Source organism: Pseudarthrobacter siccitolerans, assembly GCF_001046895.1.
GTDB classification, from domain to species: domain Bacteria; phylum Actinomycetota; class Actinomycetes; order Actinomycetales; family Micrococcaceae; genus Arthrobacter; species Arthrobacter siccitolerans.
Window position 1 is genome coordinate 1 of sequence record NZ_CAQI01000043.1, and the last position, 25201, is coordinate 25201.

24 protein-coding genes are annotated in these 25201 nt (G+C 64.4%); 17 read left to right on the forward strand and 7 right to left on the reverse strand.

Translation table 11 applies throughout. The features are described from left to right. From ARTSIC4J27_RS23215 to ARTSIC4J27_RS10685, 4 genes are all read left to right on the forward strand, one after another. A partial coding sequence (locus tag ARTSIC4J27_RS23215; RefSeq protein ID WP_235436639.1) for a tectonin domain-containing protein occupies positions 1-344 on the forward strand: 344 nt, incomplete at its 5' end. Positions 345-526: 182 nt separating this feature from the next. Next, the gene (locus ARTSIC4J27_RS10675; RefSeq protein WP_152683852.1) at positions 527-1804 is read left to right on the forward strand and encodes a hypothetical protein; all 1278 of its coding nucleotides are present in this window, start codon (positions 527-529) and stop codon (positions 1802-1804) included. After that, on the forward strand, positions 1801-4269 hold the full coding sequence (locus ARTSIC4J27_RS10680; RefSeq protein ID WP_050055189.1) for a caspase family protein: 2469 nt from the start codon (positions 1801-1803) through the stop codon (positions 4267-4269). Before ARTSIC4J27_RS10675 ends, ARTSIC4J27_RS10680 begins: the two co-directional genes overlap by 4 nt. Beyond that, a complete protein-coding gene (locus tag ARTSIC4J27_RS10685) occupies positions 4262-5059 on the forward strand; it encodes a dienelactone hydrolase family protein (RefSeq protein WP_050055190.1) in 798 nt (265 codons plus the stop codon). The genes ARTSIC4J27_RS10680 and ARTSIC4J27_RS10685 overlap by 8 nt, the downstream gene beginning before the upstream one ends. Positions 5060-5097: 38 nt before the next feature. On the opposite strand, the gene ARTSIC4J27_RS22515 is transcribed toward ARTSIC4J27_RS10685, so the two are convergent. Next, positions 5098-5400, reverse strand: a complete 303-nt coding sequence (locus ARTSIC4J27_RS22515) for a hypothetical protein (RefSeq protein ID WP_152683853.1) — start codon at positions 5398-5400, stop codon at positions 5098-5100. 582 nt (positions 5401-5982) lie between these two features. On the opposite strand from ARTSIC4J27_RS22515, the gene ARTSIC4J27_RS10690 reads away from it, so the two are divergent. The 3 genes from ARTSIC4J27_RS10690 to ARTSIC4J27_RS10700 are packed head-to-tail and all read left to right on the forward strand — an operon-like array spanning position 5983 to position 8733. Then, complete coding sequence (locus ARTSIC4J27_RS10690) at positions 5983-6969, forward strand: ComEC/Rec2 family competence protein (RefSeq protein WP_050055191.1); 987 nt, start codon at positions 5983-5985, stop codon at positions 6967-6969. After that, on the forward strand, positions 6903-7919 hold the full coding sequence (gene holA, locus ARTSIC4J27_RS10695; RefSeq protein WP_050055192.1) for a DNA polymerase III subunit delta: 1017 nt from the start codon (positions 6903-6905) through the stop codon (positions 7917-7919). Before ARTSIC4J27_RS10690 ends, holA begins: the two co-directional genes overlap by 67 nt. A gap of 31 nt (positions 7920-7950) precedes the next feature. Beyond that, positions 7951-8733, forward strand: a complete 783-nt coding sequence (locus ARTSIC4J27_RS10700) for a VOC family protein (protein WP_050055193.1) — start codon at positions 7951-7953, stop codon at positions 8731-8733. 90 nt (positions 8734-8823) lie between these two features. Here ARTSIC4J27_RS10700 and rpsT read toward each other — a convergent pair whose 3' ends face one another. After that, complete coding sequence (gene rpsT, locus ARTSIC4J27_RS10705) at positions 8824-9084, reverse strand: 30S ribosomal protein S20 (RefSeq protein ID WP_050055194.1); 261 nt, start codon at positions 9082-9084, stop codon at positions 8824-8826. Between the two features lie 170 nt (positions 9085-9254). Next, on the reverse strand, positions 9255-9833 hold the full coding sequence (locus tag ARTSIC4J27_RS10710; RefSeq protein WP_050055195.1) for a type II toxin-antitoxin system PemK/MazF family toxin: 579 nt from the start codon (positions 9831-9833) through the stop codon (positions 9255-9257). Between the two features lie 172 nt (positions 9834-10005). On the opposite strand from ARTSIC4J27_RS10710, the gene lepA reads away from it, so the two are divergent. After that, positions 10006-11859, forward strand: a complete 1854-nt coding sequence (gene lepA, locus ARTSIC4J27_RS10715; RefSeq protein ID WP_200900804.1) for a translation elongation factor 4 — start codon at positions 10006-10008, stop codon at positions 11857-11859. 36 nt (positions 11860-11895) lie between these two features. Then, positions 11896-13125, forward strand: coding sequence for a radical SAM family heme chaperone HemW (gene hemW / locus ARTSIC4J27_RS10720; RefSeq protein ID WP_050055197.1), 1230 nt, complete (start codon positions 11896-11898; stop codon positions 13123-13125). A 48-nt stretch (positions 13126-13173) separates the two neighbouring features. On the opposite strand, the gene ARTSIC4J27_RS10725 is transcribed toward hemW, so the two are convergent. From ARTSIC4J27_RS10725 to ARTSIC4J27_RS10735, 3 genes are all read right to left on the reverse strand, one after another. Next, entirely contained in the window at positions 13174-13530 is a 357-nt protein-coding gene (locus ARTSIC4J27_RS10725) for a 2'-5' RNA ligase family protein (RefSeq protein ID WP_235436641.1), read from the reverse strand. Positions 13531-13730: 200 nt separating this feature from the next. Then, positions 13731-14150 carry a DUF4870 domain-containing protein gene (locus ARTSIC4J27_RS10730; protein ID WP_050055198.1) on the reverse strand — a complete coding sequence of 140 codons (420 nt, stop codon included), beginning with the start codon at positions 14148-14150 and terminating at the stop codon, positions 13731-13733. A 117-nt stretch (positions 14151-14267) separates the two neighbouring features. Continuing rightward, positions 14268-15116, reverse strand: a complete 849-nt coding sequence (locus tag ARTSIC4J27_RS10735; protein ID WP_050055199.1) for a DUF3097 family protein — start codon at positions 15114-15116, stop codon at positions 14268-14270. Between the two features lie 175 nt (positions 15117-15291). Between ARTSIC4J27_RS10735 and hrcA the strand changes: the two genes are divergently transcribed. From hrcA to ARTSIC4J27_RS10750, 3 genes are all read left to right on the forward strand, one after another. After that, the gene (gene hrcA / locus ARTSIC4J27_RS10740; protein WP_050055200.1) at positions 15292-16305 is read left to right on the forward strand and encodes a heat-inducible transcriptional repressor HrcA; all 1014 of its coding nucleotides are present in this window, start codon (positions 15292-15294) and stop codon (positions 16303-16305) included. Between the two features lie 82 nt (positions 16306-16387). Continuing rightward, positions 16388-17515, forward strand: coding sequence for a molecular chaperone DnaJ (dnaJ, locus tag ARTSIC4J27_RS10745; protein ID WP_050055201.1), 1128 nt, complete (start codon positions 16388-16390; stop codon positions 17513-17515). Positions 17516-17517: 2 nt separating this feature from the next. Next, on the forward strand, positions 17518-18300 hold the full coding sequence (locus ARTSIC4J27_RS10750; protein WP_050055202.1) for a 16S rRNA (uracil(1498)-N(3))-methyltransferase: 783 nt from the start codon (positions 17518-17520) through the stop codon (positions 18298-18300). A gap of 10 nt (positions 18301-18310) precedes the next feature. Here ARTSIC4J27_RS10750 and ARTSIC4J27_RS10755 read toward each other — a convergent pair whose 3' ends face one another. Continuing rightward, complete coding sequence (locus tag ARTSIC4J27_RS10755; RefSeq protein ID WP_050055203.1) at positions 18311-19213, reverse strand: GerMN domain-containing protein; 903 nt, start codon at positions 19211-19213, stop codon at positions 18311-18313. A gap of 436 nt (positions 19214-19649) precedes the next feature. Here ARTSIC4J27_RS10755 and ARTSIC4J27_RS10760 point away from each other — a divergent pair, with 436 nt between their 5' ends. The 5 genes from ARTSIC4J27_RS10760 (at position 19650) to ARTSIC4J27_RS10780 (ending at position 25143) form a co-directional block, all read left to right on the forward strand. Continuing rightward, positions 19650-20738 carry a PhoH family protein gene (locus ARTSIC4J27_RS10760; RefSeq protein ID WP_050055204.1) on the forward strand — a complete coding sequence of 363 codons (1089 nt, stop codon included), beginning with the start codon at positions 19650-19652 and terminating at the stop codon, positions 20736-20738. After that, positions 20735-21208: an rRNA maturation RNase YbeY gene (gene ybeY, locus ARTSIC4J27_RS10765; RefSeq protein ID WP_050055205.1), complete on the forward strand. Its 474-nt coding sequence runs from the start codon at positions 20735-20737 to the stop codon at positions 21206-21208. The genes ARTSIC4J27_RS10760 and ybeY overlap by 4 nt, the downstream gene beginning before the upstream one ends. After that, positions 21205-22536 carry a hemolysin family protein gene (locus tag ARTSIC4J27_RS10770; RefSeq protein WP_050055206.1) on the forward strand — a complete coding sequence of 444 codons (1332 nt, stop codon included), beginning with the start codon at positions 21205-21207 and terminating at the stop codon, positions 22534-22536. Before ybeY ends, ARTSIC4J27_RS10770 begins: the two co-directional genes overlap by 4 nt. After that, entirely contained in the window at positions 22520-23479 is a 960-nt protein-coding gene (gene era, locus ARTSIC4J27_RS10775; protein WP_050055207.1) for a GTPase Era, read from the forward strand. Before ARTSIC4J27_RS10770 ends, era begins: the two co-directional genes overlap by 17 nt. A gap of 215 nt (positions 23480-23694) precedes the next feature. Further along, the gene (locus tag ARTSIC4J27_RS10780; protein WP_200900805.1) at positions 23695-25143 is read left to right on the forward strand and encodes an LCP family protein; all 1449 of its coding nucleotides are present in this window, start codon (positions 23695-23697) and stop codon (positions 25141-25143) included. The last annotated feature ends 58 nt before the right edge of the window (positions 25144-25201 follow it).

Below are 25201 nucleotides of genomic sequence, written 5' to 3' on the forward strand. Positions count from 1 at the left end.
ACTGGACCGGGAACGGATGGCAGGGCATCGATGGAGGGGCCGAAAGAATCGCTGTCGACAATCAGGGACTGCCCTGGGTCGTCAACAACGCCGGAAAGATCTTCCGACGCGAAGGAAACCTTTGGATTGGTCTTCCGGGTTCGGCCAGGGACATCGGAGTTGGTGCTAACGGCACTGCTTGGGTTATTGGTACAGATCCTACGCCGGGGGGCCATGGAATCCATTACTGGACCGGGAACGGATGGCAGGGCATCGATGGAGGGGCCGAAAGAATCGCTGTCGACAATCAGGGACTGCCCTGGGTCGTCAACAACGCCGGAAAGATCTTCCGACGCGAAGTCTGAATGAGCCAATGGGATGCCGCTGCGGTTCTGACCGCGCCGAATCTTTCGACGCACGCCTTTCGCGCCACTTCGCAGCCTTGCCCTTCAATTACCTGAACCTTCGAGCGAGTAACGCTGCCGTAACGGTGCGGGCGTTGACTTGGCTATTAGTCATGTGAGGAAGTTCGTCGAAGGGAAGCGCCGTGCCAGCAAAAATGTTCTACATTCACGGTACAGGCGCACGCGACGTGACTGAGGCCATGCATCAGATCACCGAACGCGCGCACAAGATCCTCGGATGGTCACCAGAGCAGGTCGTAGCGCTTGAATGGGGCCAAGCAGTCGGCCCAGAGGACCTGGACATACGTCCGGCGCTGCCGCCCGAGTATGCGACCCGTGGCGTGGGTGAAGATTTGAGTGAAACAGAGCAGGAAGCTGCCCTTTGGGACCTGTTACTGGCCGATCCGTTCGCCGAGTTGCGATTACTTGGCGTGGCGATAGGGCAAGTCGATGAAGTGCTGGGGATCAATACCGACCCCGCATCTGTCGAGGTTCAGCGACGGCTAGATGGGATGGTTCTACCGTCCCCAATTCTGGACCGTGCTGGGCTGACGGCAGAGGAGATAAAGGCCGCGGCTAACATCGTGCGCAACCGCCAAGAGCTAACAGACGCAGCGGATCGGGCGAACGATCCTGATAACGCCGAACTCGTCCTCGCCACGGCCCGGGCGCTCGTCGCTCAGTGCCTCGCCCTACGGCTGCCGACCTTGAATCAGCCGCGGGAGTTGCCACGAGCGGCCATAGATGGTCACGTTCGGCAAGAACTCGTCAGTGCGGTAGCCGAACTGATCAGCGCACAAACCAAAGGCTTCGCCGGCGACGTCCTGGGCAGGGTTCTGGGGCCAATCGCTACCAAAATCGCAGTCGCGAAGCGCACGGATTTCATGGGACCGCTCAGCGACTTTGTCCGTGATATAGCCTTCTACCTCGCCCGCGGTGAGGAAGTACGGCGGTTTCTTGCTACTGAGATCCGTCGGCACACTGAGACTGGTGATCCTGCTGATGCTGGCCCTAATATCGTGCTGGCACACAGCCTTGGGGGTATTGCGGCGGTCGACCTGCTGTCCGACCCGGCCGTAATGGGGACACCTAGTGAGCCCAAAAAGGATCGGCTGAAAATAGACCTGTTGGTCACCGTCGGTTCGCAGCCTTCGCTGCTGTACCTTATGGGCTCGTTGCGCTCGTTGCGCCCCATACCGCCGCGCGGTACGCCGTTCCTCCCATGGCTGAACCTGTATAACCGGGAGGATCTATTGTCATTCTGCGCAGCGCAGGTATGGGCGGATCACCCGCAAATTCTCGACAAGTCAGTTTCGGCCGGCGTGCCCTTCCCGATGTCCCACAGCGCGTACTGGGTGACTGACACTACGTACGAGCTGATCAAGAATCACGCGGTGATGCAAAAAGTCGTGCAATCATGATGATCGATGCGGCGAGCACATGGGCATTAGTGGTCGGAATTGACACCTACGACAGCAAGGACGTGCCTGACCTCGCTGGCGCTGCCCGAGATGCCGGCTCAGCTGTGACCTGGCTGAAGTCACTTGGCGTGCCGGACGAGAAGATACTCCTCCACGTTGCACCCTCTAACGCGGCCAAATCGGAGATTGATTCGTTGGGATTAGCCTACCTGGGCTGCCGCGAACCGGAGATCTGGACGTCTTTCGAGAAGCTGATGGACAACAGTGGTTCGAGGCTTTTTGTTTTCTTGTCGGGTCACGGATTGTGGGAACCTGCTGGGGAGCGGGTGTTCCTGACGCAGGAGGCTAACAAGAATGTCATGAAGAACCTCGGCATCGACTGGTACGCTCGCCTGCTCCGAGGCCTTCCCTTCTCCAAGCAATTCATCATCATGGATGGTTGCCTCAACGCGCCGTATAGTGCGGCGCAACGCTCGACTTTCGAAGCCGGCAAGCAGAGCTCGGTCAAACCGAAACCTGAAAGAGCCGACGTCGATCAGTGGTTCTGCTACGGTGCTGCGGTCAACCAGCGTTCCATAGAGGATGACGGCCGTGGATTGTTCAGTCGAGAGTTATTAGCCACACTCGACCCAGGCCGCCGCGATCAGCGTTGCCTCATTATTGACGATTCGACGGGTGCGACCGCTCTGGATTTGCAGACGGCGGTGAACGACATCGTCTCTCCCAATGTGAGCGCCAAAGCGTCGTCCGCTTTCGGCCGGCGACAAACTCCCGGAATGCAAATGCTCAGCGGGGGCGCAGCACGGAAATCGGTGTCAGTGGCGGAATTCGCTCCGACGGCCACCGCCTCAATCTCTATTAACATCGAACCTAGAGAGGCGCTACCAGAAATCAGCCGGGTGACGCTGTCCTTTGACGACTTTTATTGGCAGCGTCGGGTGCCTTCGCCACCGGACGTCTCGGTGCCGAACGTGTTCCACAGCGTCCTCCCGCCCGGCCTTCGGATGCAGGTGCGGTGTTCGATGATCGCTGGTGCCAACTGGCGGCAGCCTGCACAGCAGGATATTGACACGGATCAGGACCGCGAAGTCCGCTTTATTGTGGAGAGACTGTCCGAGGGCCCATCGGGTGGCGCGGGGGTTGAACCGGACCCGGCCGTGGGCTACCTAACCGGGGGTGAGCGTGTCCCGAGGACGGAGATCAACACCGTTGCTGTCGACGGAGGCGTGGTAGGTGCAATGTCCTCTGCGGAATACGACCACGTCAGGGAAATCATTGACCGTAACGGCGGCCGAATCGACCTTGAGGAGCACGAAACGGGTCCCGTGTTGTACTCGGTTGACCGTGATGAGGGCAAATTACGCGAAGTCACGCTTTCTATAGCATCGAAATTGAGTCAGGTCCTTTCGCCTGGGATTGGCGCGCGCGTGCGTGGAGTGGACACCCAACAAATGACCTCAACGGTGTCGCTAGTGCTGTCCAAGGCAAAAGCGCTCAGTCTTGGCGGACTCCTGCAGCATCGTCCCGTCATTTACATCGGCGACGACGCCTCGCGGTCGTTAGCGGACCTCAGGCGCGACCCCGTTGTAACCGTAGATCCTGGGCCCGTCATGGTCCGCATGACGCTTCCTTGGGGGACATGGATTAAGAGTATCGTCGTCCACCCGAACCAGTCCGTCGATGTCGAACTGCCAAAAAGCGTCGGCGTGCCTCCGCTCCGTGTTTTACTCCTGAAGAGCACACGACAGTCAGACGCCGGACCAGCCTACTCAGTAGTGACACTACGCACACCAACTATTCCGGAACATAGAGGCCCTGACGAATCGACCGTGGCCTTCGCGCTGGCCGAGTCCAGCACGTGGAGGAGTAACCTCTGGCTGGCCCCATCTTCTGCAATGAACGGGTGGACATCGCTAGGCTCGCTGCCACGTCGCTCTGGATCGCTCATGTTTCCGCTCAACCGAAATGGCGCGGTGGCAGTCCAGGCTGGCAAACATCCGCGCGCCGAACCCTTGTCGATCGTCGACTCACCGCACTGGGACCGGCTCGTTTCGTCGGGGCTACTCGAGGACATTACCCCTGACGAGGCCGTCAACCTGACGAATGACAAGTGGTTCGACCCGCTGCTCGGCCTAGCCGGCGGATATGCCTGTTTCGCCCAGCATATGGACAACTACGCGCGGATCGTGCTTGAAAATCTGCTCAGGATCGACGAGACGATGCCGGACGTGACCATTTTAATGGCTGCCCTAGATCGGCGCGCCGGCTCCAAATCGACGAACGTTCGCGCAAGATTGGCAAGACTCCTCGACGACGGAGCAGTCCCCCTGTTCGGCTGGGGAGTCGCTCTCGGGGCGCTGGCCGCACGCCACTTTGGACTCGGCGATCTCGCCGCTCGCTACGAGGAGATCTCTCGCTCGCTCATTGAAGAATCAACATGGACCTTGTGGGTGCAGCATGACTGAGGCGGGAGACGCGGCGGACTGGTGCCCGGATGGCTGGCAGCGGGGCACTTTTCCGCACCGCGACCACTCCCACGCGTTCTATGTGATCGACCGAAGCAGGCCCGGGCTTGCGCTGCCGAGCGTGATGCTCATGCATGAGTTCCCCGGAATCACGACGGATCTCGTGCAGCTGGCCAACACACTGGCTCAGGACTTTCGGGTCGTCGTTCCCTCGATCTTCGGGCGCGACGGCGCTCGTAAGCCTGTCGAAGCGCTAAAGCAGATATGCGTGCGACGTGAAGTGCAAGCACTGGCCCGGAACGGGGTAAGTGCAGCGGTCGGATGGCTGCGAGACTTCGCTGACGAGCACGTGGCACGTCGGCGCGATGAACCGTACGGCGTGATCGGCATGTGCTTCTCCGGCAATTTCGCCCTCGCGCTTGCCGTCGACCCGCGTGTCGCAGCTGCGGTTGTAGCCCAGCCGAGCATTCCAATTTGGCCTTGCGCCCTCGGCCTCTCTCAAGAGAATCGAAACAAGTTGCAAAGTCGTACTGATCTGCGTGTGCAGGGTTATCGTTTCCGGCGCGACTGGATTTCGCCGGCAGCCAAGCTCAGAGCGGCCGAGAGGCTGCTTGGGTTAGACAAAATGCAGACGTTCCCGTTGAGCGAACCAAACGAGCGTCAGCACTCAACACTCACCGGAGACTCCCGCAACGAGACCGCGCTCCGGGGCCTCCGGTCCTTCTTGGCTGAGCGCCTGGCGGCAAGGCCTGATAACGGTCAGCAATTGGACGGCGATCTTGTGGAGTAGCTGCGATACTCAAATCCTGCGCTGATAGTGGCCGTAGATCATGAATGCACGGTTGGGGGACGCATCGGTCTGCCGCTGCTATAGGGCCAGGCCTTGGCGCTGAGTCCGGCATGGACGCCCCGTCGGACCCTTTCCAGACCATCCAAATGCGGTGCTTCGTCCTTCCAGTACGGACGGCAGCGCTTGCGCCCCCCAATGGGCTCAAGTTTGTGTCTGACGGCCGCCGGGGTGACGATGCAGGCTCCGATAAAGGCCATGGCTACCCCGCCCCACTTGTTGACAGCCGCCAGCAACTCCCTGTTGTTCCAAGAGAACTCCAGCAACCACTGTCCTTCAGTCATGCAACAATTTTCTCTTGCGCTGTTCAGCCTCCGGTGGTGCGACACGTTGCCGATCACCGAGCCAGGAGGGAGTGCGCTCGCTCGTGCCGGCCCGGCGGCCTTGCTCGGCCACGGGCAACGAACTCCACCCGGTCGCGATGACGCCGTACCGCATTGCCCATTCGATCTTGTCTACTCCGATTCCCGGGAGGCAATATTTGTCACGAGACAAGCGGCGGCGCACCTGTAGACGGCGGCTTCCACTGGACGCGGGTAGTCGTGACCGAGCTCAAGCCCGCGTTCCACGTAAGGACCATCCATGCGCCTGAATGCTCCTACGTCAGTCGGCTGCTGGTTGGTGAAGGAGCACGGTGCGACCTGGGCCCATGCCGACCCACCTCGTTCTTAAACGTTCGTCAATCAGGCTTCTCTCAAATGGTCTCCCGCAAGGGCGCTATCGTCCTCCGGTCAAGCTCGGCACGGTCGACTTGATCGCCGTGCCAAGGCCCATTGAATGCTGAGAACCTCGCCTTAACAGGGGAATCAGCGATCCAAACTGACACACCTCCTGTTTTAACATTCACTGGGGCCAACTGCAGTCTGGTGCTCGGTGCCCTGCTGCTTGCCTGCCGCCGGTTCCGTTTGCCCCGGGTGCCTGCGGCGGCACTCGCCGTGGCGGGCCTTGGCCTGTTTGTCCTGCTGGTGGGTCCGGATGCGAGCGTCCTGCGGGCAGGCCTGATGGGGGCCGTTGCGGTGGCTTCACTGGCCGGTGGCAGGACGGGACGGGGGCTGAGCTTCCTGTGTTTTGCCGTGATCGGCCTGCTGCTGGCGGACCCGGGGCTGGGATCAAGTTTCGGGTTCCTGCTGTCCGTTCTGGCCACGCTGGGGATTATTATCCTTGGCCGGCGCCTCATGGACTGGACACCGGCGTCGGTTCCGCGGTGGGCAGCTGCCGCTGTCGCTGTCCCTCTCTCCGCGCAACTGCTGTGCGGGCCGGTGACCGTGGTGCTTCAACCGCAGTTTTCGACGTATTCCCTGCTGGCCAACGTCCTGGCTGCACCCCTCGTGGCGCCCGTGACACTGCTGGGAACCGCTGCCGTTCCACTGGTGGTTCTCGTCCCGTGGGCAGGAACGGTCCTGATCGCGGTGGCAGGCACCTTCAGCGCCGGAGTTGCAGCGACGGCCAGATGGGCGGCGCAGCTTCCGGGCGCCGCCCTGCCCTGGCCGGAAGGGGTGCCCGGGTTCCTGACTATGCTGTTCCTGTCCGTGCTGACGTTTGGCGCTGTCTGGGCAGCGGCCCGCCCGCACCGGCTCCTGCGCAAAGTCATCGCTGCCCACCGGTACACCGTGGCCTTGATTGAGCTGCTGGAGGAAACCGCTGCCCGGACACTGCGGCACCTTAAACCGAAGCCGGTGCCTGTGCACCCATGGGAGTTGCGCCCGTCGCACCATGCCCGCTTGGACCGGACCGCGGGACATGGCAGGCTGGGATACTCCACCAAACTTTCCGGAAGGAAGCCCCGATGGCTGCTGCGCAAAAGCGTGCAACCCGTACGCCGGCGTCGAACGGCCCCACCTGGCGGGACGTAACCCCCGCCGGGGTCGTCCTGGTGAGCGGGCCCGAAGAGTACTTGGGCATCAGGGCCATGGACCGTGTCCGCGCCCAGGTGCGGGCGGCTTCCCCTGATGTGGAGGTCAGCCGCATCAATGCCTCGTCCTACGAGGCCGGGACCTTGCTGATGCAGGTCAGCCCCTCCCTCTTTGGCGAAAGCAAACTCATCGAGGTTGAAGCAGTTGAAGCGATGAATGACGCTTTCCTGGCGGACGCGCTGGCCTACCTTGGCCACCCTGAGCCGGATGCCGTCCTGGTGCTGCGCCACGGCGGCGGAGCCCGGGGCAAGAAACTGCTCGACGCGGTCAAAAAAGCCGGCTGGCCCGTCGTGGACTGCCAGCCCCTGAAAAAGGACGCCGACAAGGTGGCTTTCGTGGTGGGCGAGTTCAAGGCCGGGGGACGGCGGATCGAGCCCGACGCGGTGCAGTCCCTGGTCAACGCCGTCGGGGCAAATCTTTCGGAGCTGGCGGCTGCCTGCAGCCAGCTCATCGCCGATGCCGGCACCACGGTCACCACTGACATCGTGGACCGCTACTACGGCGGCCGGATCGAGGCCACGGCCTTCAAGGTCGCAGATGCTGCCATGGCAGGTAACGGCCCGCTGGCACTGTCCACCCTGCGCCACGCTCTGGCCACCGGGGCAGATCCCGTACCGCTGGTCGCCGCGCTGGCGGCCAAGCTCCGGACTGTGGCGCGCGTCGCCGGCGCTTCCGGCTCATCTGCCCAGATTGCCGCCGAGCTCGGAATGCAGCCCTGGCTGGTGGAACAGGCGCAGCGCGACGTCCGCCGGTGGACCCCGGAAGGGCTGGTGCGTTCCATCCAGGCCACTGCCGAGGCGGACGCACAGGTCAAAGGACTGGCCCGGGACCCGGTTTATGCGGTGGAGCACGCGGTGCGGATCATCGCGATGTCAGTGCAGGGCAGGTAACCCCGCAGCACTTCGATATAGGGTCGGCGGTATGGCGCTTCGACTCGTTCAAGTGAATTTCAAGTCCGGCAATGACGCGGCCCTCGGCCGTTTTTGGGCAGACGCGCTCGGTTGGGCCGTGTCCAGCGAAGGTCCCGGTGTGACCAATGTGGAACCGCTGGACTTCAACTGGCCGGACCCCACGGCCGTCTGCGTCGATGTGGTGACCGTTCCGGACCCGCAGACCGTCAAGTACCGGGCGCACCTCGACCTGAACACCACGTCGGCGGCACATCGGACCGAACTGGTGGCACATCTGATGCGGCTAGGTGCGGCCCTGGCCGATGCTGACCGGGATCACGAGGCCCGGAAGGGGCAGGCCGACACTGACCCAGGCCGGGATGGTGCGCCGTGGACAGTCCTCGCTGACCCCGAAGGGAACCTCTTCCGTGTGCTGGAGCCCCGGTCAATTTACCGGGACGCCGGTCCGATCGCCGCGGTGGTGGTCAGCTGCGCTGATCCGCGGGCGATGGCACAGTTCTGGGGCGGGGCAACGGACTGGAACGTCCACGAGGTCAACGACGATTCTGCACGGCTCCGCTCAAGCCAGGGGGTAGGGCCGTACCTCGAGTTCCACCGCGAGCCGGACCGGACGATCGAATGGGGCCGTGTCCATCTCGACCTGTTGCCGTACCACGGCGACGATCAGTCGGCGGAGGTGGACCGGCTGAAGAGCCTGGGCGCCACCGACGCGGACGTGGGCCAGGGCAATGTGCCGTGGGTGTGCCTCGCCGACCCCGAAGGCAACGAATTCTGCGTCCTCACCGCGGGATGATCGGGGGGGCCACTGGTCGCGTGCTTAAAGATGTGTGGCCGGTACCAAACGGTACCGGCCACAACCATCAGTTCATGCGAACTGGAAACCTTACAGTGCGTTGACCTTCTTGGAGATCGACGACTTACGGTTTGCTGCGTTGTTCTTGTGCAGAACACCCTTGCTAACAGCCTTGTCCAGCTTGCGGCTGGCAGCAACCAGGGCCGTAGCAGCTGCATCCTTGTCCGAGGACTCAACGGCGGTGTTGACGGCGCGGATGGCCGTCTTCAGCTCGGACTTGACTGCGTTGTTGCGCAGGCGTGCCTTCTCGTTGGTGAGGATGCGCTTCTTCTGGGACTTGATATTCGCCACGTGTGAACTCTCTTTTTAATGCGGAAATGGTCTAGAGGGCTTTCAGATTGGCCATTGACTGAGCGGCGTGGGGATACCTATGGCGGCCAACCATCAGTGGCCGTCGACCTGCACGGACACACAGCTATAAAGAATAGCAGGTCAGGCGCGGGACTGGCCATTTTGCCGGGCTAGTCCCAGCCGTGTCGCCGGCGGAGCCCTTCCGCCGCCTGTTCAAAGCGCTTGCGGTCCAGCACTGCGCCTTCCCGGCGGACACTGTCCGGCCGCAACTGCAGGATGCGGTCCAGGCGCGCCTCGCTGGGCCGGCCCTCCCGATCCCAGGCGCCAGCGCCCAGGTTGACGTAGTCTGCGGACACTGCCGACGCCGGCACCCGGTCTTTGCTGGTCAGCATCAGTCCCAGCAGGTAGCCGCCGCTTCTGCCCACCACGAGCACGGGCCGGTCCTTGCCCCGGGTGTGGTCCTCCTCGTACGGGACCCACGCCCACACCACTTCTCCCGGATCAGGTTCACCATCCGGTTGCGGCGCATAGCGCAGATCAATGCGGCCGCGAAAGTCCCCCGGGTACTGGTGTCCCCGCTGTTGAGCGTCCTGAGATTGGCCAACCGGGCGCTGTCCGCCCTGATTCCGTGCGGGGCCGGAGCGGCCCGGGACAGAACGGCCATCCGGCGCCGTGCCGGCACCCGCCTTCGCCAAGGCACGCAGGCCGGCTTTGACGGCGTTCGCCAGGGATCCGAGATTAATTGCCATCCCGCAACCCTATCCCCGGCGTACTCTGCGTCGGGCGAACGTCAACAGACCGGGAAATGCGGTGGCAGCGGCCCGGACGTGGGACACTGGAGGTTCCAAGATGTGCGGCTGACCGCCGGGGCCTTCGTTGCGCCCCGCGGAACCGCGTGAATGCCAACAGTAAGGACCCTGCGTGTCTCCCATGGCCCGCACCGCCCCGGTGCCCGCCGCGACAGATCCGGCCATTATTCGGAACTTCTGCATCATCGCGCACATTGACCACGGCAAGTCCACCCTGGCCGACCGCATGCTGCAGTACACCGGCGTCGTTCAAACCCGCGACATGAAGGCCCAGTACCTGGACCGCATGGACATTGAACGGGAGCGCGGCATCACCATCAAGTCCCAGGCTGTCCGCATGCCCTGGGAGCTCGACGGCACCAGCTACGCACTGAATATGATCGACACTCCCGGCCACGTCGACTTCACGTACGAGGTGTCCCGCTCCCTGGCGGCCTGCGAAGGTGCAATCCTCCTGGTGGACGCGGCCCAGGGCATTGAAGCCCAGACGCTGGCCAACCTGTACTTGGCGATGGAAAACAACCTCACCATCATTCCGGTCCTGAACAAGATCGACCTGCCGGCGGCCCAGCCCGAGAAGTACGCGGCCGAACTGGCCAGCCTGATCGGCGGTGACCCCGAGGACGTACTCCGCGTATCGGGGAAGACCGGCATGGGCGTTGAGGCGCTGCTGGACAAGATCGTCCGCGACCTGCCGGCTCCCGAAGGCGATGCAAACGCTCCTGCCCGCGCCATGATCTTCGATTCCGTGTATGACACCTACCGCGGCGTGGTCACCTACGTCCGCGTCGTGGACGGCATGCTCCACCCGCGCGAACGTATCCAGATGATGTCCACCCGGGCCACCCACGAGCTCCTGGAGATCGGGGTCAGCTCCCCGGAGCCCACCCCCTCCAAGGGCCTGGGTGTCGGCGAAGTGGGTTACCTGATCACCGGTGTTAAGGATGTCCGCCTGTCCAAGGTTGGTGATACCGTCACCAACCTGGCCAAGCCGGCAGCCGACTCGCTGCCCGGCTACGCCGATGCCAAGCCGATGGTCTTCTCCGGACTGTATCCCTTGGACGGCACCGACTATCCGGTGCTTCGCGACGCACTTGAGAAGCTGATGCTCAATGACGCCGCCCTGGTCTACGAGCCGGAAACGTCCGCTGCACTGGGCTTTGGGTTCCGCGTGGGCTTCCTCGGACTGCTCCACCTTGAAATCACCCGCGAACGGCTCGAACGCGAATACAACCTGGACCTCATTTCCACCGCACCCAACGTGGAATACGAAGTAACGCTGGAAGACAAAAAGGTGGTCCATGTGACCAACCCCAGCGAGTACCCGTCCGGCAAAATCTCCGAAGTCCGCGAGCCGATGGTGGCCGCCACCATCCTGGCTCCAAACGAATTCGTCGGCGCCATCATGGAGCTGTGCCAGAGCCGCCGCGGTGTGATGGGCGGCATGGACTACCTGTCCGAGGACCGGGTGGAAATCCGCTACCGCCTGCCGCTGGCCGAGATTGTGTTCGACTTCTTCGACATCCTGAAGTCCAAGACCCGCGGTTACGGCTCGCTGGACTGGAAGGCCGACGGCGACCAGGTGGCCGACCTCGTGAAGGTGGACATCATGCTCCAGGGCGAGCAGGTGGATGCTTTCTCCGCCATCACCCACCGCGACAAGGCGTACTCCTACGGCGTTATGATGACCACCAAGCTGCGCGAGCTCATCCCGCGCCAGCAGTTCGAGGTGCCCATCCAGGCGGCCATCGGTTCCAGGATCATCGCCCGCGAAAGCATCCGCGCCATCCGTAAGGACGTGCTGGCCAAATGCTATGGCGGCGACATCTCCCGCAAGCGCAAGCTGCTGGAGAAGCAGAAGGAAGGCAAGAAGCGCATGAAGATGGTGGGCCGCGTCGAGGTCCCGCAGGAAGCCTTCATCGCCGCCCTCACCACCGACGAGTCCAAGGACAAGGCCAAAAAGTAGTGAACACCGCGTCCGGCAACACCGGAGGCCCCTGCAATGCCTAGTGCACTTCCCCTCGGCGACCCGGCGCCGTCGGACGGCCTGCTGCCTGCGCAGGCGGTGGACGGTGCGGCGGACCGCGCGTTCGGGCTGTATGTCCACATACCGTTCTGTGCCGTGCGCTGCGGCTATTGCGACTTCAACACCTACACCGCCACCGAACTGGGCGGCGGAGCGTCCCAGGACGCGTACGCCCAGACTGCCGCCGCGGAGGTGACCTTGGCGGCGAAGGTCCTTCCGGCGTCGGGCCTTCCTGCACGGAAGCTGAGCACGGTGTTTTTTGGCGGCGGCACGCCAACGCTGCTGCCGGCAGCCGACCTCGCCCTGATCCTCCGCCGTGCAATTGACGAGTGGGGAATCGAGGACGGCGCCGAGGTCACCACCGAGGCCAACCCGGACTCGGTCACCCCGGAATCCCTCGCGGTCCTAAAGGAAGCAGGGTTCACCAGGATCTCCTTCGGCATGCAGTCCGCCGTCCCGCACGTCCTTAAGGTCCTGGACCGTACGCATACCCCGAGCCGGGTCCCGCAGGTGGTGCAATGGGCGCGGGAAGCAGGGCTGACGGTCAGCCTGGACCTGATTTACGGAACGCCGGGGGAGTCGCTCGCCGATTGGCGCCGCTCCCTGGAAACCGCGTTGTCCTACGAGCCCGACCACATCAGCGCCTACGCGCTGATCGTTGAGGACGGGACCAAGCTGGCGGCCCAGATCCGCCGCGGCGAAGTTCCCGGCATTGACGACGACGACCACGCCGACAAGTATGAGCTGGCCGACCAGCTGATCACCGAAGCCGGCCTGGGCTGGTACGAGGTCAGCAACTGGGCCCGCACACCGGAACAGGCCTGCCGGCACAACCTGGCCTACTGGCGCGGCGATGACTGGTGGGGAATCGGTCCCGGTGCGCACTCGCATGTGGGCGGCGTCCGCTGGTGGAACGTCAAACACCCCACCGCCTACGCCGGCCGCCTGGCTCAGGGCCTCTCACCTGCTGCCGGCCGGGAAACCCTGGACGCGGAAACACGGAACGTGGAGCGCGTGATGCTCGAGGCGCGGCTGCACTCCGGGCTGGCGGTATCCGCGCTCGGTGCAGCCGGCAGGCACGAGGTGGCAGGCCTGATCGCGGACGGTCTGGTGGAGCCGGCGGCAGCCTTCCGCGGGCGGCTCGTCCTGACCCTCAAAGGCAGGCTGCTGGCCGATGCGGTGGTTCGCCGGGTCCTGCCGGACTGATCCGCCCTGCCGGCTTTGCGCAGGAGCCACCACGGCGGCGGAACCTCGTCAGGTTGCGGGTAGCGGATGGCCTAGGGGTGTCACCGTCCTGGTGGCGCTGTCCCAGAGCCTGGCTTCGATGCATTGCCCTTCCGCCCGCACGTCCACGCAGTCCATGGCAGCCCCGAGCAGGTGGCCGGGAATCCGGCGTGCGAGCGTGACATGCGGGGTCCAGGAGCCAGGCATGGTGTTGGCGAACGCCCCGGTGCCGAACCGGTGAAGGCCGGCATGAAGTTCCAGCAGGGTCTTGGACAGCACCACCAGCCGTGCCAGCACATACTTGCCCTGTTGAGATGGGAAGACCACGACGCCGGAGAACCGGGCCTCGACGGGCAGCCCCGCCCCACACATCCTGCGCCCCGGCATCCAGCACCAGGCTGTTGCCCGCGGCCAGCGTGATGTGGGGGCGGTTGCTTGGGGCTGTATGCGAGGCGAGGCTGGGCAGGCCGGCGTCGGCGAGCCTGGCCCAATCGGACCGGATCAGGGCATCCAGGGAGCCATCGAAGGTTAACTCGATGCTGCGCATGCAGCCGGGTGGGCCCACGCCGCCAGGGTGCCGGCGGGGACTACTTGATCCAGCGGAGGTTGTACTGGTACCGGTGCGGTTGGCCGCGGTTCACCCGGATGCCGGCCGCCACCGAGAAGCACGTCAGCGCGATCCAGATCAGTGTGGCGACCACGGCAAAGATGTTGCCCACCACAGGTACGAACACCAGGATATTGGCCACCACAGCGGCGATAGTGGGAGGCAGGCTGAAGTTCAGCGCCTCCTTGGACTCCTGGGCGGTGAAAGGGCCGCGGTCACGGAAGATCAAGTAGATCAGGAGCGCAGGGACGCAGCCCAGGATCCCGCCGAAGTGCGAGAGCGTAGCCCACTGCCTGTCCTCGCTGGCTGTCAGGGGCAGCGCATTCGCCGGGACGCCATGGTACTCCGAACGGCCCTGGCCGCCCTGGCTGTCCCTGTGATCGCGTGCGTTTTCTGCCACAGTCTGTTCCTTCGAAAGTGCAATGGTGCCGACTAAGAATGCCAATATCTGCTGCGGCGCCGCCATCAGCAGATACCGCAGTACCAAGAATACTTGGTGCAGGCGTCCGCGCCTGCCCTAAGGGACCGTAAGGAAATCGATCACTTCCTCCACCCGGCCCAGCAGTGACGCTTCCAGGTCCGCGTAGGTGCGCACGGCGCCCAGCAGTTTCTGCCATCCCAGCCCGATGTCCTCCTTGGTGGAGTACGGCCAGCCGAATGCCCTGAGGATACCTGTCTTCCAGTCCTGCCCGCGGGGCACCTCAGGCCACTTCTCAATACCGAGGACTGCCGGACGGATCGCCTGCCACACGTCGACGTAGGGGTGGCCGACAATCAGGACATTGCCCGCAGCCCCGGGGGACGCCATTACGGCATCGGCAATGCGCGACTCCTTGGAGTCGGGCACCAGGTGGTCCACCAGCACGCCCAGGCGCCGTCCGGGGCCGGGCCGGAAGTCGGCAACGGCCGCCGCCAGGTCATCAATGCCGTGCAGGGGCTCGACGACGATGCCCTCCACGCGGAGGTCGTCTCCCCAGACTTTCTCGACCAGTTCGGCGTCGTGCTTCCCCTCCACCCAGATGCGGCTCGCCTTGGCCACCTGCGCGCGCTGCCCGGCAACCCGCACCGAACCGGACGCTGTCCGCCCGGCGGCCGCGCCGCCGGCCGGCTTGGGTGCCGGCGGCATGAGCCGGATCGGCTGGCCTTCCAGGAGGAAACCGAAGCCCAGCCGGAAGGACCGGGACTTGCCCCGGCGGTCCTCCAGCGCCACTACGTGCATGCCGCCCGATTTTTCCACGCGGGTGACCGCGCCGACCCAGCCGGACTGGACCTCCTCCAGCACCATTCCCCGCTCCACCGGCACTTCAGCCAGTTGCGTCCGTGCGGGCGCGGTCAGGTCCTGGGCTCCCCAGTTCTGGTATTGCATGGATTAACTCCGCTTCGTGCTGGATCCGGGCCCGGAATTTCGCCCGGAGCGGTACCAATGCTAACAACGGGGCGAGTCATATTAGACTGTTAGCACTTAGGCATGTCGAGTGCTAACCCCTGTGAGGTACGGTGCGGGCGGAACGGCTGCCCTGATCCCTGGATGGAGGTGGAGTGTGAGCGAGCCGCGCAAGCTTGAAGTACTGCGGGCCATCGTGGAGGACTACGTCCACTCCCGCGAGCCCGTCGGGTCCAAGGCCCTGGTGGAACGGCACCAGCTTGGTGTCTCCAGCGCCACCATTCGCAATGACATGGCCGCGCTTGAGGACGAAGGGCTGATCACGGCCCCGCACACCAGTGCAGGCCGCATCCCCACGGACAAGGGCTACCGCCTCTTCGTGGACCAGATTTCCGCGGTCAAACCGCTGTCCCAGGCAGAGCGGCGTGCCATCCAGTCCCTCCTGGAGGGTGCCGATGATCTCGACGACGTCCTGGAGCGCACGGTCCGGCTGCTGTCCCAGCTGACCAACCAGGTGGCAGTGGTCCAGTATCCGCACCTCAACCGCGCACTGGTCCGCCATATTGAATTCGTCCTCCTTGCGCCGCGGAAGGTGCTGGTAGTGCTCATCGCCAACAGCGGCAAAGTGGAGCAGCGGGTCATCGACGTCGGGCAGGACATGGGCGATGACGCCCTGGGCACGCTGCGCACGCATTTCCTGGCATCCCTTGGCGGGACGGCATTGAGCCAGCTCACGCAGTCCCTGCCCGGAGTAGTGTCCGGCGTCGCTCCCGCGCAGCGGCAGGCGGCGCAGGCGCTGGCGCACGGACTGGAAGCCCTGGCCCACAGCAGCCGCGAGGACCGCATGGTGATGGCCGGCACGGCCAACCTTGCCCGTTCCAACGTGGATTTTCCGCTCAGCATCGGTCCTGTGCTGGAGGCGCTCGAGGAACAGGTGGTGATGCTGCGGCTCCTGAGCGAGATGGCACAGGACCACCGCGGCGTGGCCGTCAGCATCGGCCGGGAGAACCCGTACGACGGACTGGCGGAGGCCTCGGTGGTGGCCACAGGGTACGGGCCGGACAGCGCCGCGAAGATCGGCATCCTGGGCCCCACCAGGATGGACTACCCCACCACGATGGCCGCGGTCAGGGCCGTCGCCCGGTACTTGTCACGGATTTTGGGACCCTGACCCGCACCGTCCGGCGTCCAGGCACGAAGAGTAGCGCCCGCAGTACAACTGCAGGCAAAACAACAAGGAAGAGATACGAACTTTGAGCAGCCACTACGAAGTCCTTGGAGTCTCACCGGATGCTACCGGGGAAGAGATCAAGAAGGCCTACCGCAAGCTGGCCCGTACACTCCACCCGGATGTGAATCCCGGTGAGGATGTTGCAGACCGCTTCAAGGCCGTGACCCACGCCTATGAGGTTCTCTCCGATCCGCAGAAGCGCCGGGTGTATGACACCACCGGCAACGAGAACGGCACGGACAACGGCTTCGGCGGCGGGGCGTACGCAGGCCAGGGCTTCGCCTTCCAGGACATCTTCGACACGTTCTTCGGCGCCGGTGGTTCCACTGGCCCCGCCTCGCGTGTCCGGCGCGGCCAGGACGCGCTCATCAGCGTCCGGATCGAATTGCGCGACGCCGTGTTCGGCGTTAACAAGAAACTTGAAGTGGACACGGCAGTGGTCTGCCCCACCTGCGATGGCTCGTGCTGCCGGCCCGGCACGCATCCAGAGCGCTGCGATATCTGCGGCGGCAGCGGTCAGGTCCAGCGCGCGGTCCGGTCCATCCTGGGCCAGGTGATGACGGCTGCGCCGTGCGGTACCTGCGAAGGTTTTGGAACTGTCATCAAGGATCCCTGCAACGAGTGCAACGGGCAGGGCCGCATCCGCAGCCGCCGTTCGCTGACCATCAAGGTTCCCGCCGGCGTCGCCACAGGCACCAGAATCCAGCTCTCCGGCCAGGGCGAGGCCGGTCCTGCCGGCGGCCCCGCAGGTGACCTGTACGTTGAAATCCGGGTCAACAACGACGCCACGTACGTCCGGGAAGGCGACGACCTGCACGCCACCTTGCACATTCCCATGACGGCAGCCGCGCTGGGAACCGACGTCACCCTGGAAACCTTCGATGGTCCCCAGGACATCGACGTTAAAGCAGGAACGCAGTCCGGCGAGATCATCACCCTGCGCGGGCTGGGTGTCACCCACCTGCGCGGGTACGGCCGCGGCGACCTGAAAGTCCACCTGCAGGTGGACACGCCGGCCAAGCTGGACGCGGCACAGGAAGACCTGCTGCGCCAGCTCGCCAAGCTCCGCGGGGAGCAGATTACGGAGGGCAAGCTGGCCGCCGGCGGCGGCATGTTCGCCAAGCTCCGGGACCGGCTCGGTAACCTGTAGCGGTGAGCAACCCCGTCTTTTTCACGGCGTCCGGGTCCCTGGACCGGATGGCACCGGAAGGGCGCTTTGTCCTTGAGGGACCGGAGGCCCGGCACGCGGTGACCGTCAAGCGGCTGGCCCCGGGCGAGCCCGTGGACATCGTTGACGGCGCCGGCACCCGGATGAGCGGTACAGTCCTTGCCGCTTCCCCTGCCGGCCTCGAGGTCGAATGCACGTCCATCGCCGTTGAGGACCGGCCTGGTGTCAGGCTGGTGCTGGTCCAGGCCCTGGCCAAGGGCGACCGCGATGAACTGGCCATCGAGACCGCCACCGAACTGGGGATCGACGCCGTCATCCCGTGGCAGTCCGAACGGTCCATCGTGCGCTGGAAGGGGGACCGGGCGGCCAAGGCCCACGCCAAGTGGCAGTCCGTGGTGACCGCGGCCGCCAAACAGGCCCGGCGCGCCTGGATCCCGGAGGTGCGCGCCGCCGTCGACACCGCCGGTCTCGCCGCTGCTGTCCAGGCCGCCGACCTCGCCGTGATCCTGCACGAAGACGCTGTGCGTCCGCTGCGGATGGTCCTGGAGTCGTGGCTCCCAACTGATGGTCCGGAAGGGACGCGGGAAATACTTCTCATCGTCGGCCCGGAGGGCGGCATCAGCCAGCGGGAGGTCACAAAACTCTGCGGACAGGGGGCCGTCACCGCCCTTTTGGGACACCATGTGCTGCGCTCATCGACTGCCGGTCCGGCCGCCGTCGTCCTCGCCAGCGACATCCTCGGGCGCTGGGCGGCCCCGGCAGCCTGAGGCTATCCGGCTAGCGGACTTTGAATCCCCGGGTGTCTTCGGTGCCGTCCTGCTGGCCGCCGGGGTTCGAGGTTTGCGCCACCCGCAGCTCGTAGTCACCGGCGGGCAAGGTCAGCGCCAGCGTAAAGACCCCGGACTGGGCAGGGTCCGCTGCCGCCGTTGTTTCGCCCGTCAGGAACGGCGCCTTGTTTCCGTTGTCCTCGGCGCGCAGGATCTGCCAGCGGAGCTTGCCGCCCGCAGCAGTGCTCCGGCCGGTGATCTTGACGCTTCCGTCCGCAACCTCAACGTTCTCCTGCGGATCGATGATCCATACCGGGGCCACGAGTCCTGCCGTTCGGGCCATGAGGGACCCCAGCTGTACGTGGTTGAACGCCATGTAGTCCGTGTGCCCGTCCACCAGGATGCGTACGCGGATCTGCTGCCCGGAGTCGATCAGGCCGGAGCTGGCCGCAGCCGCGGTGGCCGTATACACCAGTTGCTGGATGGCGCGGGCCGCCATATCGGCGTCCAGGTTGCTGTTGAAGGCGTCCTCCGAGACGTCAACAGTGATGACGTCCTTGCCCGAGATCGACGTCGCCAATTCCTTGGGGTTCTGCCATGGCGTGAAGAAGTCCGGGTCCAGCGGCTTATCCGACATCATGGCGCGCAGGGCGCGGGTCACGGGATTTTCCTGCTCCGGAACATCCCGGAACTCGCGGTAGAGGAAAACGTTGCTGTTGCTCCGGCCGATCCAGTAGACCGGTGCCTTGTTGGAGGACTGGGTGGTTTCCAGGGGCGCGCTGGTGGACGGGGCCCCGGACACGCTGCCCGGAGCCGCGGGACTCGTGGCAAGGGCGCCGGTGGGGGCCGGGTCCGGTTCGGCAATGCAGCCGGTGAGGACAGTGGCCGCAGCCAAAAGCCCGGCAAGAAGCATCGAACGGGCACCGTTCAAGACTCTTCCGGCCCGGCGGGGCCCTGCGGTTTCCGGCAAGGTGATTGCCTGTCCTTTCCTGTTGAATAGGCCGATCCCCGGTCAGCCCTGGTGCTTCATCGGCACCCTGGATTTCCAGCATTGCACAGCCCCGGCGGGCCAAAGCCGTTGGAGGAGCCCAGCCCGGCAACTGCAACGGGAACGATATGAGGCCGATATGAAGTTGATACCTAATGACGCCGGACTGACGGAAGCCCGATCCTGCGTTCGCTGTCAGCGTCAGGTATCCCGCCCGGGATCCTGCGCTGCTATGGGGCCGGCTCTGCCCGCTGGCGTAAGATGGAGGGTACCGCTGAGACGCAACGGGGACAGCCCGCCGCGGATCAGCCACAGCTACTCTTTCGAGATCGAGGGGATCACGGGCCCGCGGGCCAACACCATGACTGAATCAGCTAACGGAAAGCGCAGGCTTGTCACCGGCGAAGGCGCCGCGGGGGAATTTCCCCATACACTCCCTGGCGTCCGCACCGAAGTAGTCCTCTTCGACAATTCCGACCAGATGGTTCAATCCCTCGGCAGCCATGATGAAGCGCTGCGGTTCATTGAAGAACAATTCCCCGATGTGAACTTCCACGTCCGCGGAAACGAGCTTTCCATCAGCGGACCGGCCACGGACGTCCCGCGGATCATGCGGCTCCTCCACGAGGTCCGGGGCCTTGTGGCACGCGGCACGGTCATCAGCCCGGCAGTGCTGCAGCAGCTCGTGGCCCTGCTCCGCACCCAGTCCATGCAGAACCCGGTGGACGTGCTGACCCATGACATCCTCTCCAGCCGCGGCAAAACGATCCGTCCGAAGACGCTGAACCAGAAGAACTACGTTGACGCCATCGATGCCAACACCGTGATCTTCGGGATCGGCCCGGCCGGTACCGGAAAGACCTACCTCGCCATGGCCAAGGCCGTCCAGGCCCTGCAGCAAAAAGAGGTCAGCCGCATCATCCTGACCCGCCCCGCGGTCGAGGCAGGGGAGCGGCTTGGCTTCCTGCCCGGCACCCTGAGCGACAAAATCGATCCCTACCTCCGGCCGCTGTACGACGCCCTGCACGACATGATGGACCCGGAGTCCATTCCGCGGCTTATGGCAGCAGGAACCATCGAAGTGGCGCCGCTTGCCTACATGCGCGGCCGGACCCTGAACGACGCCTTCATCATCCTCGATGAAGCCCAGAACACCACGCCGGAGCAGATGAAGATGTTCCTCACCAGGCTGGGATTCGGGTCCAAGATGGTGGTCACCGGGGATATCACCCAGGTGGACCTGCCTTTCGGCACGCGTTCCGGGTTGCGGATCGTGGAGGAAATCCTGCAGGGCATCGAGGACGTGAACTTCTCCGTCCTGGACGCCGCAGATGTTGTCCGGCACCGGCTGGTGGGCGACATCGTCAATGCCTACAGCATCTGGGACGACGCCCAGCGCAACAGGGTCAAGCATTCCGCAGGCCGGGAAAAACGGGGGGAACACGCGTGAGCATCGAGGTGAACAACGAGTCCGGCGTCCAGGTGGACGAATCGGAACTCGTTGCCTTGTCCAGGTACATCTTTGAGCAGCTGTACATCCATCCGCAGGCGGAACTGTCCATTCTCCTCGTGGACGAGCCGGCCATGGAGAAGCTGCACATCGAGCTGATGGACGAGCCCGGCGCCACCGACGTCCTCTCGGTGCCCATGGACGAACTGACCCCCGGGACTCCTGACAGGCCCACACCCCAGGGCATGCTCGGGGACATCGCCGTATGCCCGCAGGTGGCCAAGGTCCAGGCAGCAAACGCCGGCCACTCGCTGCAGGATGAAATGCTGCTGCTGACCACGCACGGCATCCTGCACCTGCTCGGCTACGACCATGCCGAGCCCGAGGAGAAAGCCGAGATGTTCGGGCTTCAGCGCGAGCTCCTGTCCGGCTTCACCGGTAAAGAAGCGCCCGCCGAGACCACCCAGTGACGCCTTTGCTCCTTGTCGTGATGGCCCTGGCTTTCCTGGGCGTCGCGGCAGTACTGACCGCGGCCGAGGCCGCCTTCAATTTCCTCCCGCGGCACGATGCCGAGGAAGCGCTCGTGAAGAGCCGCGGCACTGCCATGCGGCGGATCCTGGCCCATCCCGTCGCCCACATCCGGGCGCTGCGGTTCTGGCGCATCTGGTTCGAGATGGCCTCCGCGGTTGCCGTCGCAGTGCTGCTCTACAGCCTGCTGGACAACATCTGGCTCGCAGGCCTGGCCGCTACAGGCATCATGGCACTGCTGGGATTCGTTATTGTCGGCGTGTCGCCGCGCCAGCTCGGCAGGCTCCACTCCGCTGCCGTGGTGCGCTTCACCGCCCCGTTGATCCGCTTCCTCACGTGGGTCCTGGGACCCATCCCCGGCTGGCTCGTGGCTTTGGGAAGTGCGGCGGCCCCCGGCGCGCCCAGCGGTGATGAGGCGTTCTTCAGTGAGCAGGAATTCCGCGAACTGGTGGACCGTGCCAGCGAATCGGACATGATCGAGGACACCGAGGCTGAAATGATCCAGTCCGTCTTCGACTTCGGCGACACCCTGGTCCGTGCCGTGATGGTGCCCCGGACAGACATCCTCAGCATCGAGGCCGGTTCCAGCCTCCGCCTGGCGATGTCGCTCTTCCTCCGCTCGGGGTATTCCAGGATGCCGGTGATCGGCGAAGACACGGACCACATCCTGGGCATCGTGTACCTCAAGGACGTGGCGGCAGTCCTCCACGAGCTGGGAGCCGACGAGGAACCGCCGCTGGTGGATTCCCTGATCCGGGAAGTCCGCTATGTTCCCGAATCCAAGCCGGTCAGCGACCTGCTCCGGGAGCTGCAAAAAGAATCCACGCACGTGGCCATCGTGATCGATGAGTACGGCGGCACCGCCGGACTTGTCACCCTTGAGGACCTGATTGAGGAAATCGTGGGCGAGATCGTGGACGAGTACGACACCGAAAGCGCGGAGGCTGTGGAGCTCGGGGACGGCTCCTACCGCGTCAGCGCCCGGATGAGCATCGACGACCTCGGCGAGCTTTTTGACATTGAGCTCGACGACGACGAAGTGGACACAGTGGGCGGCCTGCTCGCCAAAGCACTGGGCCGGGTGCCCATCGTCGGCAGCCATGTGGAAGTGGACGGGGTGTCGCTGCGGGCCGACAGGCTCGAAGGACGCCGGAACCGCGTCAGCCACATCATTGCGGCGCCCGTACCAAAAGTAGACACTGACCTTGAAGACCTCTTCCAAGAGGCGGAAGCAACCCAGCAGGGAGTTCCACGTGAGCAAGAAAAATAAGGCCGCCGCCGAAGAGGATTTCGGCGGTTTCCACGCAGGGTTTTCGGTCCTGGTGGGCCGTCCCAACGCCGGCAAATCGACACTGACCAACGCTCTGGTGGGGAAGAAAGTGGCCATCACTTCCGCCAAGCCGCAGACCACCCGCCACACCATCCGCGGCATCGTCCACCGCGAGGACGCACAGCTGATCCTGGTGGACACGCCAGGCCTGCACCGTCCCCGCACGCTGCTCGGCAAGCGCCTGAACGACCTCGTGGCGGACACCCTGGCCGAGGTGGACGCCATCGGCTTCTGCCTTCCTGCCAATGAAAAGATCGGTCCCGGCGACAAATTCATTGCGGCGCAGCTTGCTGCTGTTGGCCGCAAGCCGATCATCGCGATCGTCACCAAGGCGGACCTGGTGGACAGGCAGGCCCTCACGGAACAGCTCCTGGCCGTCGCTGCGCTCGGCCGCGAAGTGCTGGGGGAGGAGGGCTGGAAGGACATTGTTCCGGTGTCCGCCACGGACGGTTTCCAGGTGGGAACCGTAGCCGACGTACTGATCAGCCACATGCCGCCGTCGCCCCCGCTGTACCCGGACGGGGAGCTGACCGACGAGCCGGAAGCCGTGATGGTCGCCGAGCTCATCCGGGAAGCTGCGCTGGAAGGCGTCCGGGACGAATTGCCGCACTCCCTGGCCGTGGTGGTGGAGGAGATCGTCCCCCGCGAGGACCGCCCGGAGGACAACCCCCTGCTGGACGTCCGCGTGAACCTCTATGTGGAGCGCCCGTCGCAGAAAGCCATCATCATTGGCAAGGGCGGAAGCCGGCTGCGCGAAGTGGGCACCAACGCCCGCAAGGGAATCGAGGCGCTCCTGGGAACGCGCATCTACCTGGACCTCCATGTGAAGGTTGCCAAGGACTGGCAGCGGGACCCGAAACAGCTGGTCAAACTGGGCTTCTGAGCCTTTGAACCGGGGACGGCCTGGGCCGCCCGGCAATTTCCCAGACTGGACCACTAAAATGGACCGGATTCAGAATCTAGAGGAAGGTTCGTTACGTGGGGCGAGGCCGCGACAAGCGCGAAAACGGAGCTGACGTGTCAGCCGGGGGACCGAGGTCCAGGCACGCGGAAGACGGCACCGTTGGAGCCGCGCGCCACCTGGGCCGCGACCGGGCTATGCCGTTGTGGTTGAAAATCGTCACCGGCGTCCTGTCGCTGGCGATGATCGGCGCCCTCGCGTTCGCCGGATTCTGGTTTATCCGGCTGCAAAGCAACATCTCCAAAGCGCCGTTGAATGCCGGCGGCGGAAGTACTGATGCTCCCGTGAGTGACGCGGCCGGTCGCATGCAGATCCTGATCCTCGGTTCGGACACCCGCGAAGGCGCGAACGGCGAGTACGGAGCCGTAGAAGATTCGAAGGGCTACGGCAAGTCCGACGTCATGATGCTGATGGACATTTCCGAGGACAACAAGCGGGTGAGCGTCATCAGCTTTCCGCGGGACCTCCTGGTCGACATCCCGGAGTGCAAGGATGAGAAGACCAACACCACCTATCCGGCCCGCAGCGGTGTGATGATTAATGAAGCCATGGGCGAGGCGGGCATCGGCTGCGCGGTGGACACTGTGAACCAGTTGACCGGCTTGAAGGTGGACCACTTTATGATGGCCGACTTCAACGCAGTGAAAGAACTTTCCAACGCCGTAGGAGGCGTGGACGTCTGCATCAGCGACGCCGTTTACGACCCCGATTCCCGGCTGCGGCTGCCCAAGGGAACCTCCGCGGTGCAGGGCGAGATGGCCCTCGCGTTCCTGCGTACCCGGCATGCATTCGCCGACGGCGGCGACCTGGGCCGCATCAAGGCCCAGCAGGGGTTCCTGTCCTCCCTCACCCGCAAAATCAAAGATGAAGGGACGCTGTCCGATCCCGGCAAGATGCTGAAGATTGCCGACGTCGTCACCCAGAACCTGACCGTGGACGAGGGGCTGGCTTCCGTTCCCACGCTGCTGACCATCGGCAACCGGCTCAAGGACATTGATATCAGCAAGGTCGCCTTCGTTGCAGTTCCCACCACGCCGGCGCTTGTGGACCCGAACAGGCTCCAGGTCGCGGAACCTGCCGGCTCCCAGTTGTTCTCCGCCCTGCAAAAGGACCTCGACCTTACCGACCCGACAGCGCCCACAACGCCCGCGCCCAGCGAGACCCCCACAGCTGCTCCGACGGAGACGGCGCCCCCGCTGCCGCCCTATGACAAGGCCCTGCAGCCTGTCACCGTGGCCAACGGCACCGGCATTCCCGGCCGCTCCCAGGAGATCGTGCAGGCGCTGGTCTCCGGGGGGTTCACCCAGACGGCACAGTTTGAGGCCATAGCGGCGGACCAGTCCGTGGTCTACTACGGGACCGGCTTCGAGGACGTCGCTGCCGACGTCGCTGCCCAGCTGGGAATCCCCGCCGCGCAGATCCTGCCGGCGCCGGCCGTATCAGGGGTGCAGGCCTACCTCGGCACCGACTTCACCTCCGGCACCACCTACGGCGCCAACGTGGCATTGCCCGACGACATCGTCAACCAGACAGCGGGGGACGCCGTCTGCCAGCAGGCCAACCCGCTGCTGGTTGTGGACAACTAACCGGAAACGGGCGCAAGCCCGGAATTTACGCGGCACTAAAAAATCGGGGCCGCTGTTG

Excerpts from the sequence above, each read along its gene's own strand:
- ARTSIC4J27_RS10680 (WP_050055189.1), top strand. The coding sequence starts at position 1,801 with ATGATGATCGATGCGGCGAGCACATGGGCATTAGTGGTCGGAATTGAC.
- ARTSIC4J27_RS10685 (WP_050055190.1), top strand. The coding sequence starts at position 4,262 with ATGACTGAGGCGGGAGACGCGGCGGACTGGTGCCCGGATGGCTGGCAG.
- ARTSIC4J27_RS22515 (WP_152683853.1), bottom strand. The coding sequence starts at position 5,400 with ATGACTGAAGGACAGTGGTTGCTGGAGTTCTCTTGGAACAACAGGGAG.
- holA (WP_050055192.1), top strand. The coding sequence starts at position 6,903 with ATGGCTGCTGCGCAAAAGCGTGCAACCCGTACGCCGGCGTCGAACGGC.
- ARTSIC4J27_RS10700 (WP_050055193.1), top strand. The coding sequence starts at position 7,951 with ATGGCGCTTCGACTCGTTCAAGTGAATTTCAAGTCCGGCAATGACGCG.
- ARTSIC4J27_RS10710 (WP_050055195.1), bottom strand. The coding sequence starts at position 9,833 with ATGGCAATTAATCTCGGATCCCTGGCGAACGCCGTCAAAGCCGGCCTG.
- hemW (WP_050055197.1), top strand. The coding sequence starts at position 11,896 with ATGCCTAGTGCACTTCCCCTCGGCGACCCGGCGCCGTCGGACGGCCTG.
- ARTSIC4J27_RS10725 (WP_235436641.1), bottom strand. The coding sequence starts at position 13,530 with ATGCCGGGGCGCAGGATGTGTGGGGCGGGGCTGCCCGTCGAGGCCCGG.
- ARTSIC4J27_RS10735 (WP_050055199.1), bottom strand. The coding sequence starts at position 15,116 with ATGCAATACCAGAACTGGGGAGCCCAGGACCTGACCGCGCCCGCACGG.
- ARTSIC4J27_RS10755 (WP_050055203.1), bottom strand. The coding sequence starts at position 19,213 with ATGCTTCTTGCCGGGCTTTTGGCTGCGGCCACTGTCCTCACCGGCTGC.
- ARTSIC4J27_RS10760 (WP_050055204.1), top strand. The coding sequence starts at position 19,650 with ATGACTGAATCAGCTAACGGAAAGCGCAGGCTTGTCACCGGCGAAGGC.
- ARTSIC4J27_RS10780 (WP_200900805.1), top strand. The coding sequence starts at position 23,695 with ATGCCGTTGTGGTTGAAAATCGTCACCGGCGTCCTGTCGCTGGCGATG.